The sequence below is a fragment of the Citrobacter sp. RHBSTW-00944 genome, from assembly GCF_013615435.1.
Classification (GTDB): domain Bacteria; phylum Pseudomonadota; class Gammaproteobacteria; order Enterobacterales; family Enterobacteriaceae; genus Citrobacter; species Citrobacter braakii.
Window position 1 is genome coordinate 3,742,733 of record NZ_CP055418.1, and the last position, 13,358, is coordinate 3,756,090.

The window sequence follows — 13,358 nt, forward strand, 5'->3', positions numbered from 1 at the left end:
TTCCTTCAAACACCTTCCGCAGGTATGTTAGTCAGGTAATAATAACAAATTAGATTACCCTCATAATCGCAACCCAAACAGAAGTGACTTTCTATGGCAATAAGTGAACCAACCCAGCCAGTGGCTGGCGCGTCAGCGTCGGTTGCTAAAGCACGCACCTCATTTGGCATTTTAGGGGCAATCAGCCTCTCCCATCTGCTAAACGATATGATCCAGTCGCTGATCCTGGCGATTTATCCGCTATTGCAGTCAGAGTTCTCGCTGACGTTTATGCAGATAGGGATGATTACCCTGACCTTCCAGCTTGCTTCCTCACTGCTGCAACCGGTTGTGGGTTACTGGACGGATAAATACCCGATGCCGTGGTCGCTGCCCATTGGGATGTGCTTCACGCTGAGTGGGCTTGTTTTGCTGGCCATGGCCGGCAGTTTCCATATGGTCCTGCTCGCCGCAGCGCTGGTTGGTACCGGCTCTTCGGTATTTCACCCGGAATCATCCCGCGTGGCGCGAATGGCCTCCGGCGGTCGTCACGGTCTTGCCCAGTCAATTTTCCAGGTTGGCGGCAACTTCGGTAGCTCTCTGGGACCGTTACTGGCGGCTGTCATCATCGCGCCATATGGTAAGGGTAATGTGGCCTGGTTTGTGCTGGCTGCGTTATTAGCGATTGTCGTTCTGGCGCAAATCAGCCGTTGGTATGCCGCGCAGCACCGGATGAGTAAAGGAAAACCGAAAGTCGCCATCGTGAATCCGTTACCACGGAATAAAGTGGTACTGGCGGTAAGCATCCTGCTGGTGCTGATTTTCTCCAAATACTTCTATATGGCGAGCATCAGCAGCTATTACACCTTTTATCTGATGCAAAAATTCGGATTATCGGTACAAAATGCCCAGTTTCACCTGTTTGCCTTCCTGTTTGCCGTCGCAGCCGGGACGGTGATTGGTGGACCATTGGGCGATAAAATTGGCAGAAAATATGTTATTTGGGGCTCTATCCTCGGCGTAGCACCCTTTACCCTCTTTTTACCCTACGCAACGCTGGAATGGACCGGGATTTTAACCGTGATCATTGGTTTTATCCTCGCATCGGCGTTTTCTGCCATTCTGGTCTACGCGCAGGAGCTGCTTCCTGGCCGTATCGGCATGGTTTCTGGGCTATTTTTCGGTTTTGCCTTCGGCATGGGCGGCTTGGGAGCCGCGGTGTTAGGGCTGATTGCCGACCATACCAGCATCGATTTGGTCTACAAAATATGTGCTTTCCTGCCACTACTGGGGATACTGACCATATTCTTACCTGATAACCGACATAAAGCCTGATTTTCTGACGGCCAAAAGTAATTTTGGCCGTCTGACTTACAGTAGCCATCAGCCTTTGCCTCTCACATACCGCTGTACTTTTCCGATCCGTGCTTTTTTACGTCTAAAATCCTATTTTCATCAAAATTCAATAATTATTCACAAACAAAAACATCAAAATTGTCATAAACTATTACTCGTCGTTTGAGTTTTCAGGATTATCACAGCAACCAAAGGAGACGGAATGCATCACGCCACCCCGCTTATCACCACCATTGTCGGCGGCCTTGTGCTCGCTTTTATATTAGGCATGATTGCCAATAAACTACGTATTTCTCCTCTGGTGGGATATCTGTTAGCGGGCGTTCTGGCCGGTCCATTTACACCTGGTTTTGTTGCTGATACCAAGCTAGCGCCTGAACTGGCCGAGCTTGGCGTAATCCTGCTGATGTTCGGCGTGGGGCTGCACTTTTCGCTGAAGGATTTGATGGCGGTAAAGTCTATCGCCATTCCCGGCGCGATTGCCCAGATAGCGGTGGCAACGCTGCTGGGCATGGCGCTTTCAGCGGTGATGGGCTGGTCGCTGATGGTAGGGATCGTGTTTGGTCTGTGTCTTTCAACCGCCAGTACCGTGGTGCTATTGCGTGCGCTTGAAGAAAGGCAGCTCATTGACAGTCAGCGCGGGCAAATCGCCATTGGCTGGCTGATTGTCGAAGACCTGATGATGGTGCTGACGCTGGTTCTCCTGCCAGCCGTCGCTGGAATGCTGGAAAAAGAAGATGTCGGCTTTGCCTCGCTGGCCGTAGATATGGGCATTACCATCGGTAAGGTGGTGGCGTTTATCGCAATTATGATGCTGGTTGGTCGTCGCCTGGTGCCGTGGATTATGGCCCGCAGCGCCGCAACCGGCTCACGCGAACTGTTTACCCTGTCAGTCCTCGCCCTCGCATTAGGTATCGCATTTGGCGCAGTGGAGCTGTTCGATGTCTCCTTTGCACTGGGGGCATTCTTCGCCGGCATGGTGCTGAACGAATCTGAACTGAGTCACCGTGCGGCGCATGACACTCTGCCGCTGCGCGATGCGTTCGCCGTACTGTTCTTCGTTTCCGTCGGGATGCTCTTTGATCCCATGATTCTGATTCAGCAGCCGCTGGCGGTGCTGGGCACGCTGGCGATTATCATCTTTGGTAAATCCCTTGCCGCCTATTTCCTGGTGCGCCTGTTTGGTCACTCCCAACGCACAGCGCTCACCATTGCCACCAGCCTGGCGCAGATTGGTGAATTTGCCTTTATCCTGGCGGGTCTGGGCATGGCGTTAAACCTGCTGCCGCAGGCCGGACAGAATCTGGTGCTGGCGGGGGCGATCCTGTCCATCATGCTTAACCCGGTGCTGTTCGCGGTGTTAGAAAAATATCTCGCCAAAACAGAAACGCTGGAAGAACAGACGTTGGAAGAGGCTATTGAAGAAGAGAAGCAAATTCCGGTGGATATCTGCAATCACGCCCTGCTGGTTGGCTTTGGTCGCGTCGGTAGCCTGCTGGGCGAGAAATTGATGGCTGCGGGGATCCCGCTGGTAGTTATCGAAACCTCACGCACCCGAGTGGATGAACTGCGCGAGCGCGGGATCCGCGCGGTGCTAGGAAATGCCGCCAACGAAGAAATTATGAATCTGGCGCATCTGGATTGCGCACGCTGGCTGCTGCTGACTATTCCCAATGGCTATGAAGCGGGTGAAATTGTCGCTTCAGCACGCGAGAAGTGCCCGTCGATTGAGATTATCGCCCGCGCGCATTATGACGACGAGGTGGAATACATTACCGAACGCGGCGCCAATCAGGTCGTCATGGGTGAGCGTGAAATCGCCCGTACCATGCTGGAACTGATTGAAACGCCGCCTGCTGGTGAGGTGGTCGTTACAGGCTGATGTCGTTGCCGGATAACGCTATCGCTTATCCGGCATGTGCATGATTTAACGATCCCAGTACGACTCTTCGAGGCTATCTTCGCGTTCCGGCAAACCGCGCGTCAGGCGCGGGGAATGCTGGTTCAGCACCTGATAACTCACGCGATTCGCATATTTACACACCTGGGCTAACGACGAATAGGTCAGCCAGGTGAACTTGTGCTTGCTGGAGTTAGGCACGTTGCTGCGGTGATAGCTGTTAGCGGTAATATCATGCAGCAATGCCGCCAGCGCGCCGTCGCCAGCGCCGTTGGTATTCATGATCTTCTCTGGACCGCCCATATATGGTGCGATGTGCGAATACACACGCAGCGGATTGGTACAATCTTTATGGCGCATGGCGCGGCTAAACTCGTACTGGTTGAATTCGGCAATGGCCCCAGGCAGCAGCGGATGCTGGGTTTTACGTTTGACTTCTTCTTCCGTAAAGCCCGCCATATAAAGACCCGCCGGTCCCGCTGTGCACAGCACCAGATCCACCCAATCCAGCGCCTTGTCGGACGCCAGCAGCGGATCGTTTTCGCCGGTCAGCGCTTCGGCCTCTTCTTCATTCATCGCCAGAATTGAGACATGCTCTTTCAGGAATGCCTGCCACCACTGCGGATTATCGGCAATGACAAATTTGGTGCCCAGCGTCAGTACCACCGGTACATTGTGTTTTTTAGCAAATTCGATCGCCTTCATGGTCGCTTCCGGCATTGGCTCGCCCGGCTCGCAGCGCACCAGATAAGACGTCAGCACCAGCGCGGACGCTCCGGCAATCACCGATTCAGGGATGCTATCCGCCCGCAGCTTGTTCATATGCCCAGGGCTGATTGCAAAGGTACGCTCACCGGACTCGCCAATCAGCGTAAAGCAGCGACCAATCGGTCCATCTACGCCCTGCAGGTAGTTCAGATCGGTACGACTGGAGGTATTGCATAAATAGCGGTACGCATAGCTGCCAATCTCGATATTGCTGCACATCACACCCAGCAGCACCGAGCGGTCATCCGCCAGCACGGAGTAGTTGTGCATCGTATTACCGATAGTACCGCCCGCAAACTGATGGGTGATCAAATTTTCACGCACCAGTTCCTGGTAGAGCGCTTCAGCGACATCATCTGCAATCACCAGAGAGTGCCCGGCGCTTAATCCATAACGTTTTACAAAGTTATCATCAACTTTGGCTTCAATATCCACCAGCGTCTGGTCAATACCCACCACCCAGGCTGCGCTGGTTTCATTTTCTGGCTGAATTTGTTGCAGCAACGGATCGCGCGCGCTGACGGGGAAATAGTGTTTGGATTTACGTTTACCGGGAAATTTCATGGTCGATTTTACGGGTGGTTAGCTGAGCGATGCATGGTAGCACATTCCCCGCTGCGCATGCGATGCGGCGCTGAGTTTCAATATCGGACGGTGAGATCGCAGTTTATCCGGGATGAATTTCTACAATAACTCACCTTCACAAGGAGCGCTTTATGAAGCCGGAAAACAAGATCCCCGTACTCGACAACATTTCGGATGAAATGAAAAGTGTGGTGAATTTTCATCGCGAAGATTTGCCGCCGTGGCCCGCTGCCGATGACTTTGTGGCCCAGCGTAAACACTACATTCATGAACGGCAGTTGTGGAATGCCGATGCCCCACAGATGAATACCCGAGAATGCGTTATTTCCACCGCATGCGGCCCCGTTGCCACACGAATTTACGCTCCTCAGCCCCATAGCCAGGCGACGCTATATTACCTGCACGGCGGCGGTTTTATTCTCGGTAATCTGGATACCCACGATCGCATTATGCGTTTACTGGCGCGCTATACGCAGTGCACGATCATTGGCATCGACTATTCGCTTGCGCCAGAGGCCCGCTACCCGCAAGCCATCGAAGAGATTGTCGCCGTCTGTCAGTACTTTTATCAGCACGCTGGCGATTATTCCCTTAATGTGAATCATATTGGTTTTGCGGGCGATTCCGCCGGGGCCATGCTGGCGCTTGCCAGCGCGTTGTGGTTGCGGGATAAACAAATTGCCTGCGGCAAGGTGGCTGGCGTGCTGTTGTGGTATGGGCTTTACGGCCTGCAGGATTCACTGAGCCGACGGCTAATGGGCGGCGCCTGGGATGGTTTAACCCGCGAGGATCTGCAGATGTACGAAAACGCGTACCTGCGTAGCGCCGACGATCGTGAATCACCGTACTATTGCCTGTTTAATAACGACCTGACGCGCGACGTACCGCCGTGTTTTATCGCCGGTGCGGAGTTTGATCCGCTGATTGACGATAGCCGCTTATTATTCCAGACGCTACAGGCGCATCAGCAGCCCTGCCAGTACAAAATGTACCCCGGCACGTTGCACGCCTTCCTGCACTATTCGCGGATGATGAAAACCGCCGACGATGCGTTGCGGGAGGGCGCGCGTTACTTCAGAGCGCAGCTTTAACGGTAGGCTGCGGTCAGTTTAACCATCATTTCGATATGTTCCGGTGTGGCATTCAGCGCCGGAATATACTCATATTGCTTACCGCCTGCCTCAAGGAAAATCTCCCGGTTTTGCACCGCTATCTCTTCCAGCGTTTCGAGACAATCAGCCGCGAAGCCCGGACACATGACCTGGATATGTCGGGTCCCTTTCTCCGCCAGCATTTTTAACGTTTCATCGGTATATGGCGTTAACCACGGTTCACGGCCAAAGCGAGACTGGAAGGTCATCATCACTTTTTCCGGCGGCAAGCCAAGCGCTGAAACCAGCTCACGAGTCGTATCGCGGCAGCGCTGCGGGTAGTCATCGCCTTCATCGGCGTAGCGCTGCGGAATGCCGTGGTAGGAAAGCAGCAGCAAATCGGGTTCACCATGTTGAGCAAATGAATCACGGGCGCTCTTGGCCAGCGCATCAATGTAGCTGCTGTCATCGGCGTAATCACGAATAAATGAGATGCCAGGAATACTGCGTTTACGCGCTAAGATTCGCGCCAGTTCGTCCCAGACTGCCGCCACGGTAGAACAGGAATATTGCGGGTACAGCGGTAACACCACCATGTGTTCAACTCCGCTTGCCAGCAGTTCATCGACCGCGCTTTCAAGCGACGGTGAACCGTAGCTCATCCCCAGCGCGACAGGCGTATTTGGCAGACGTTGTGCCAGCGCCTGCTGTTGCGCCTTGCTGTAGACCATCAGCGGGGAACCGTCTTCCATCCAGATTGACTGGTACAGCTTCGCCACGCGTGGCGCACGCAGCGGCAAAATCACACCACGCAGCAGCGGCCACCACAGCGCAGGTGACGTATCGACTACGCGTTGATCGCTTAAAAACTGGCGCAGGTAGCGCTTAACGGCTTCGGGGGTTGGGGCATCGGGAGTGCCGAGGTTTGCCAGCAGGATACCGGTTTTCGTCTGACGCATTACCGCCTCTTATCGATTCAAATTGTTGATAATTGTAGCGGAAAAGCGATAAAGAAGAACTAATTGCTGTGAAAGGTAAGACGAGAATTTGCCTGATGGCGCTGCGCTTATCAGGCCTACATAAAATCGTAGGCCGGATAAGGTGTTGACACCGCCATCCGGCATTGACTGCGCTAAAACTTAACCGAGGATTTTTTCCAGCGCTGCGCGAACGTCAGCCACAGCCTGGGTGCCGTCAACTTTCGCGTATTTGGTGTTACCCGCCTGCGCTTCTTTAGAGTAGTAGCCGATCAGCGGAGCGGTCATCTGATGGTATTCCACCAGGCGCTTACGTACGGTCTCTTCCTGATCGTCTTTACGGGTGGTCAGCTCTTCGCCGGTCACGTCGTCTTTGCCTTCAACCTTAGGCGGGTTGAATTTGATGTGGTAAACGCGGCCAGAAGCAGCGTGTACGCGACGACCCACGATACGGTCAACGATCAGCTCGTCCGGAACGTCGAATTCAAGAACGTAGTCCACGTTGATGCCTGCTTCTTTCATGGCATCAGCCTGCGGAATAGTACGCGGGAAGCCATCAAGCAGGAAACCATTACGGCAGTCTTCCTGAGCAATACGCTCTTTTACCAGCGCGATCACCAGCTCATCAGTCACCAGCTTACCGGCGTCCATGATGTCTTTCGCTTGTTTGCCCAGCTCGGAGCCAGATTTCACGGCAGCACGCAGCATATCACCGGTGGAGATTTGCGGAATACCATACTTCTCCATGATGAACTGAGCCTGAGTTCCTTTACCCGCGCCCGGAGCGCCAAGCAGAATGATACGCATTACGAAAATCCCCTTAAAGGTTGTCGATATTTTTTAAAAAGCGCTAAACGATACCACCATCACGCAATTGGCTCAAGGAAGACGCCCGACGCTGAAACGGTTAACGGTGGGAAAATTAAAAATGAGGAGAGAAAATGCCGGATCGCGGTGTAAACACCGTATCCGGCCAGGGATCGACGAGATGGTGTAAGCCGGACACGCGTTAGCGTCATCCGGCATTACCTTACGGCTATCAGGACACCAGCAACTGGTTCATACGACGAATGAACTGGTTCGGATCTTCCAGCGTGCCGCGTTCAGCAAACAGCGCCTGATCCAGCAGCAGTTCAACCCACTCTTTGAACTGTGCTTCGTCCTGGGTATCCGCCGTGCGTTTGACCAGCACGTGGTCCGGGTTGAGTTCAAAGATATATTTCACTTCCGGTACGGCCTGGCCGGCAGCAGCGAACAGTTTCGCCATCTGGGTGCTCATTTCGTCCGCATCGGTGGTAACGATGGCCGGCGTGTCGGTCAGACGGTGAGTCAGACGCACTTCTTTTACGCGATCGCCCAGCAGGGTTTTCACGCGCTCAACGAACGGCGTCAGCGCTTTTTCCGCTTCTTTTGCCGATTCGTCAACGTCATCCGCCAGCTTGTCGATGGACTCGTCAGCTTTGGCTACGGACTGGAATGCCTTACCGTCGAACTCGGTCAGGTAGTTCATCATCCACTCATCGATACGGTCAGAAAGCAGCAGCACTTCGATGCCTTTCTTACGCAACAGTTCCAGGTGCGGGCTGCTCTTCGCCGCCGCATAGCTGTCTGCGGTGATGTAGTAGATTTTCTCCTGCCCTTCTTTCATACGCGACACGTAGTCTTCCAGCGACACGGTTTGTGCGGAGGAGTCAGTGTGCGTGGACGCGAAGCGCATCAGCTTAGCGATCGTTTCCTGGTTAGCGTTGTCTTCCGCCGGGCCTTCTTTCAGCACCAGGCCGAACTGTTTCCAGAAGGTCTGGTATTTTTCCGCGTCGTCTTTCGCCAGTTTTTCCAGCATCTGCAGTACGCGTTTGGTCAGCGCGCTACGCAGGTTACGGGTGACGGTGCTGTCCTGCAGGATCTCACGAGAAACGTTCAGCGGCAGATCGTTAGAATCTATCAGGCCACGCACAAAGCGCAGGTAATTCGGCATAAACTGCTCGGCGTCGTCCATAATGAACACGCGCTGAACGTACAGTTTCAGACCATGCTTGTGATCGCGGTTCCACATATCCCACGGAGCCTGAGACGGGATGTACAGCAGGCTGGTGTACTCCTGCTTACCTTCCACACGGTTATGGCTCCAGGTCAGCGGATCAGTGAAGTCGTGCGCGATATGTTTGTAGAATTCGTTGTACTCGTCGTCTTTGATTTCCGACTTGTTACGGGTCCACAGCGCCTGCGCCTTGTTGATCTTTTCCCAGGAAACCACGGTCTCGCCGTCTTTCTCTTCGGATTTTTCGATCTCTACCGGCAACGCGATATGGTCGGAATATTTGCTGATGATGGAACGTACGCGCCAGTCATCAAGGAACTCGTCTTCGCCTTCGCGCAGATGCAGCGTGATTTCGGTGCCGCGATCGTCTTTGGTGATGTCGGCAACGGTGTACTCACCTTCACCCGCAGATTCCCAGAACACACCATTTTCCGGTTTATCGCCCGCTGCGCGGGTACGCACGGTGACTTTATCCGCCACGATGAACGCAGAGTAGAAGCCAACCCCGAACTGGCCGATCAACTGGCTGTCTTTCGCCTGATCGGATCCCATGGATTCAAGGAAAGATTTAGTACCGGATTTCGCAATGGTCCCCAGATGATCGATAACGTCATCACGGTTCATCCCCACGCCGTTATCGGCAATGGTCAACGTACGCTTATCTTTATCGAAGGAAACACGCACACGCAGCTCACCGTCACCTTCATACAGGTCCGGGTTAGACAGTGCGCGAAAACGCAGCTTGTCTGCCGCATCCGAGGCGTTAGAGATAAGCTCACGCAGGAAGATTTCTTTATTGGAATACAGAGAATGGATCATCAGGTGCAGAAGCTGTTTTACTTCTGACTGAAAACCACGAGTTTCTTGTCCTTTCATGTAGGTCTACCTCAACAATGCCATTTTCAATGGTAAAAACAGGTTGAGGGTGAAATGGGGACAAGCGGGAAGGATTTCAAGCGGAAGCCGCCGTCGCGGCCTCCGTTTGTTCAGAATTTAATCTTGTGTCGTCCTGCCAGAGAGTGCGACAGCGTGGTGCCATCGACCATTTCCAGCTCGCCACCAACCGGAACGCCATGGGCGATACGGCTGGCTTCAACGTCATATTGCATGCAAAGCTCAGCAATATAGTTGGCGGTCGCCTCTCCTTCGACCGTGGGATTGGTCGCCAGGATCAGTTCGCTGATTTGCTCAGATGCCAGCCGCTGCTCAAGACGATCCAGCCCGATATCATCAGGGCCAATACCGTCCAGCGGCGACAGGTGTCCCATCAGCACGAAGTAACGTCCAGAAAATTGCCCGGTTTGCTCAATGGCGTAGATGTCCGCCGGACTCTCCACCACGCAAATCTGACCGTTTTCCTGGCGACGCGGGTTCGAGCAGATGTTGCAGACGTCCTGTTCTGTGAATGTGCGGCAATCGGCACAGTGGCCGATTTCCGACATCGCCTTCGTTAACGCCTGCGCCAGACGCATCCCGCCGCTGCGATCGCGCTGAAGCAGCGTGAACGCCATGCGCTGCGCAGACTTCGGGCCAACGCCCGGCAGACAGCGCAGAGCTTCCATAAGCTGAGTTAACAGCGGGCTGGTTTGCATCAGAACGGCATCTTAAAGCCAGGCGGCAGCTGCATTCCGGAGGAAACAGAGGCCATCTTCTCTTTCTGCGTCTCTTCAATACGGCGCGCGGCGTCGTTGAATGCCGCAGCAACCAAGTCTTCCAGCATCTCTTTGTCGTCTTCCAGCAGGCTTGGATCGATCTCCACACGACGGCAGTTATGCGCGCCGTTGATGGTTACTTTTACCAGACCCGCGCCAGATTCGCCGGTCACTTCCAGCTTGGCGACTTCTTCCTGCATCTGCTGCATTTTTTCTTGCATCTGCTGGGCCTGTTTCATCAGGTTACCCAGACCGCCTTTACCAAACATAGGCTTCTCTCTCAATCACGTTAAGGGATGACGACCGTCAAACCGTAATGGCTGACGATCAAATGGGGCGAATACTCTCTTCGTCCAGGTCCGCATCGAAAAAACGACGCAGCGTCTGAATGTTATTATCCGCAATAATCGACTCACGCGCCTGCGCGAGTTTCTCTTCATAAATGGCCTGACGCCACTCCAGCGGCGTGCGCACCGCTGGATTATCATCTTCAACGATGGTCAATTCAACCGTTGACCCTGTTAAGGAACTCAATGCTTCGGCCAGTTTTTGCTGCGCGCCGCTGGAGTTAAGGTGTCGCTGCGTGGAACGCAGGTGCAGGCAAACCACGTTGCCATTCTCTTCTTTCCAGGCATTAAGCGCCACCTGCTCCACCAGTTTAGGCAGCGAGAGCTGGCTCACCTGTGCGGCCCACGGGTCGCGTTCGATGGCCTCAGCCGCCAGCTTTGCCGCCAGTTCTGGCGTTTTTTCATGCTCAAGCGCTTTTTTCAGCGCTTTCGGCGTAGCGACGACTTCTTTGACTTCTGCAACAGGATTGGTCGCTTTCCAGCGATACGCTTCTTTCTTCGCTGGCGCTTTTTCCAGTGCAGAGACCGCTGGACGCGCCTGAACACGTTCCGACACCGAAGCCAGTCTTTCCAGCGCAGCATTATTCACCGGCCGCGCGCGGGAAGCGGCTGCCGGTTCACTCTTTTTTGGTTTGGTTGCTCCCTGAGCGCGTTGCAGCTGGCTGCGTGCCGCCAGCACCTGGCTGGTAGCATCGGAGAGCGGCACATTCTGTTGCTGTTGCGCTGCCGCAGGCTGCTGCTGCGGCACCTGCGTCGGGTTCATCACCGCAGTGGGTGCGACCGGGGCAAACGAGTGTCGTGGGGCTTCAGGTTCCGGGAGCGGCATGCGCGGATGAAAAGCCAGCGCACGTAGCAGCGTCATTTCAACGCCCATTCGCCTGTCCGGCGCATACGGCAGTTCTTTGCGCCCGATTAACAGAGTCTGGTAGTAAAGCTGCACATCGGTTGGCGGGACGATTCGCGCCAGTTCGCGCATACGCTGTTCAATAGCGGCCATATCGCTGCCGAGTGCGGCAGGTGAAAGCTGAACCATGGCGATACGATGCAGCAGAGCCGACATCTCAACCAGTAGCGCTTCCCATTCAATACCGCGCGCGGCGGCATCGTTCACCAGCGTCATAACGCGTTCGCCGTCCGCAGCCACAACCGCTTCAACCAGCGAGAGCGCCTGGTCGTCGTCCAGCGTGCCAAGCATGGTGCTGACCGCGTCGGTCGAGACCTGACCATCGCCGCTGGCGATCGCCTGATCGGTCAGGCTCAGCGCATCGCGCAGGCTGCCGTCCGCGGCGCGAGCCAGCAGTTGCAGCGCACGTGGCTCATGGGCGATATGCTCTTCTTTGAGGATATGCTCAAGTTGATGGCGAATCTGTTCGACATCCAACGCTTTAAGATGGAATTGCAGACAGCGCGACAGGATAGTCACCGGCAGTTTCTGCGGATCGGTGGTCGCCAGCAGGAACTTAACGTGCGCGGGCGGCTCTTCGAGCGTTTTCAGCAAGGCGTTAAAACTGTGGCGCGACAGCATGTGCACTTCGTCAATCAAATAGACCTTAAAGCGACCGCGCGCTGGCGCGTACTGGACGTTATCCAGCAGGTCACGGGTGTCTTCGACTTTGGTGCGTGAGGCGGCGTCGATTTCAATCAGATCGACAAAGCGCCCCTGCTCGATTTCACGGCAGTTATCGCACACGCCGCACGGCGTAGCGGTGATGCCGGTTTCACAGTTTAATCCCTTCGCCAGCAAACGGGCGATTGACGTTTTCCCGACGCCACGGGTGCCGGAAAATAAATAAGCATGATGAATACGCCCTAACGACAAGCCGTTCGCCAGTGCCGTCAGCACATGTTCCTGGCCGACGACGTCAGCAAAGGTTTGTGGGCGCCATTTTCGGGCTAAGACCTGATAACTCATTGGCAGGCTCTGAAAGGCTGGAGGGTGGATTCACAGGGAGATAATGCTAACACAACCTCGCAGCGACGGCGAGGTTGTGTGTCTCGGTATTAATCTGCCGAGATAAGATAGCCCGAAATTAGTGGCCCGGGAATGGAACCAGGCTATAACAGGTCAGCCCCTGCTTTTCCAGACGCTGCTCGCCGCCAAGATCAAACAGGTTAATGATAAATGCAGCATCGGTCACTTCGCCACCCAGACGGCGGATCAGTTTCACGGTCGCTTCAATCGTGCCGCCGGTTGCCAGCAGGTCGTCCACAACCAGAACTTTATCACCAGGTTTGATGGCATCAACGTGGATTTCCAGTTGATCGGTGCCGTATTCCAGCTCATAGCTCTCAGCAATAACTTCACGCGGAAGCTTACGGGGTTTACGTACCGGAACAAAACCAACGCCCAGACCCAACGCTACCGGCGCGCCAAACAGGAAGCCACGCGCTTCGGTACCAACCACTTTAGTGATACCCGCATTTTTGTAGCGTTCAACCAGCAATTCAATACTGAGGGCGTAGGCTTTCGGGTCTTCCAGTAAACTGGTGACATCACGAAAAAGAATGCCCGGTTTTGGGTAATCGTGGATGCTTTTGATGCTATTTTTGAGAAACTCAAGCTGCTGTGCAGTCGCGGTCATAAGTTTGTGCCTGATTAATACAGTATTACTTCACGGCGCACTATACACTTCATCCTCGACGTATCTTGAATGATTTTGTGTCT

The 13,358-nt window shown here is 54.3% G+C and carries 11 protein-coding genes and 1 other annotated feature; of the genes, 3 read left to right on the top strand and 8 right to left on the bottom strand.

Annotated elements, in window-relative coordinates; translation table 11 throughout:
- Positions 1–93 precede the first annotated feature (93 nt).
- Together fsr and ybaL are read left to right on the top strand one after the other, a co-directional pair.
- A complete protein-coding gene (fsr, locus tag HV334_RS18025; RefSeq protein ID WP_016155879.1) occupies positions 94–1,314 on the top strand; it encodes a fosmidomycin MFS transporter in 1,221 nt (406 codons plus the stop codon).
- 223 nt (positions 1,315–1,537) lie between these two features.
- Positions 1,538–3,217: a YbaL family putative K(+) efflux transporter gene (gene ybaL / locus HV334_RS18030; RefSeq protein WP_016152087.1), complete on the top strand. Its 1,680-nt coding sequence runs from the start codon at positions 1,538–1,540 to the stop codon at positions 3,215–3,217.
- 45 nt (positions 3,218–3,262) lie between these two features.
- On the opposite strand, the gene gsk is transcribed toward ybaL, so the two are convergent.
- The gene (gene gsk, locus HV334_RS18035; protein ID WP_016152086.1) at positions 3,263–4,567 is read right to left on the bottom strand and encodes an inosine/guanosine kinase; all 1,305 of its coding nucleotides are present in this window, start codon (positions 4,565–4,567) and stop codon (positions 3,263–3,265) included.
- Positions 4,568–4,719: 152 nt separating this feature from the next.
- Between gsk and aes the strand changes: the two genes are divergently transcribed.
- Positions 4,720–5,679 carry an acetyl esterase gene (gene aes, locus HV334_RS18040; protein WP_047501896.1) on the top strand — a complete coding sequence of 320 codons (960 nt, stop codon included), beginning with the start codon at positions 4,720–4,722 and terminating at the stop codon, positions 5,677–5,679.
- On the opposite strand, the gene hemH is transcribed toward aes, so the two are convergent.
- The 7 genes from hemH to apt form a co-directional block, all read right to left on the bottom strand.
- Positions 5,676–6,638: a ferrochelatase gene (gene hemH, locus HV334_RS18045; RefSeq protein ID WP_016152084.1), complete on the bottom strand. Its 963-nt coding sequence runs from the start codon at positions 6,636–6,638 to the stop codon at positions 5,676–5,678. The two genes, aes and hemH, sit on opposite strands and share 4 nt — an antisense overlap.
- Before the next feature lie 180 nt (positions 6,639–6,818).
- Complete coding sequence (gene adk / locus HV334_RS18050; RefSeq protein WP_003021773.1) at positions 6,819–7,463, bottom strand: adenylate kinase; 645 nt, start codon at positions 7,461–7,463, stop codon at positions 6,819–6,821.
- Positions 7,464–7,695: 232 nt separating this feature from the next.
- Positions 7,696–9,570 (bottom strand): molecular chaperone HtpG, encoded by a 1,875-nt coding sequence (htpG, locus tag HV334_RS18055; RefSeq protein WP_016152083.1) that lies wholly within the window; start codon positions 9,568–9,570, stop codon positions 7,696–7,698.
- A gap of 110 nt (positions 9,571–9,680) precedes the next feature.
- On the bottom strand, positions 9,681–10,286 hold the full coding sequence (gene recR, locus HV334_RS18060) for a recombination mediator RecR (RefSeq protein WP_016152082.1): 606 nt from the start codon (positions 10,284–10,286) through the stop codon (positions 9,681–9,683).
- Entirely contained in the window at positions 10,286–10,615 is a 330-nt protein-coding gene (locus tag HV334_RS18065; RefSeq protein WP_003021764.1) for a YbaB/EbfC family nucleoid-associated protein, read from the bottom strand. Before HV334_RS18065 ends, recR begins: the two co-directional genes overlap by 1 nt.
- Positions 10,616–10,673: 58 nt before the next feature.
- Positions 10,674–12,605 (bottom strand): DNA polymerase III subunit gamma/tau, encoded by a 1,932-nt coding sequence (gene dnaX / locus HV334_RS18070; RefSeq protein WP_047501898.1) that lies wholly within the window; start codon positions 12,603–12,605, stop codon positions 10,674–10,676.
- Positions 11,277–11,341 (bottom strand) — a sequence feature (DnaX frameshifting element). It overlaps the preceding gene by 65 nt.
- Before the next feature lie 118 nt (positions 12,606–12,723).
- Positions 12,724–13,275 (bottom strand): adenine phosphoribosyltransferase, encoded by a 552-nt coding sequence (apt, locus tag HV334_RS18075; RefSeq protein WP_006685676.1) that lies wholly within the window; start codon positions 13,273–13,275, stop codon positions 12,724–12,726.
- Positions 13,276–13,358 lie beyond the last annotated feature (83 nt).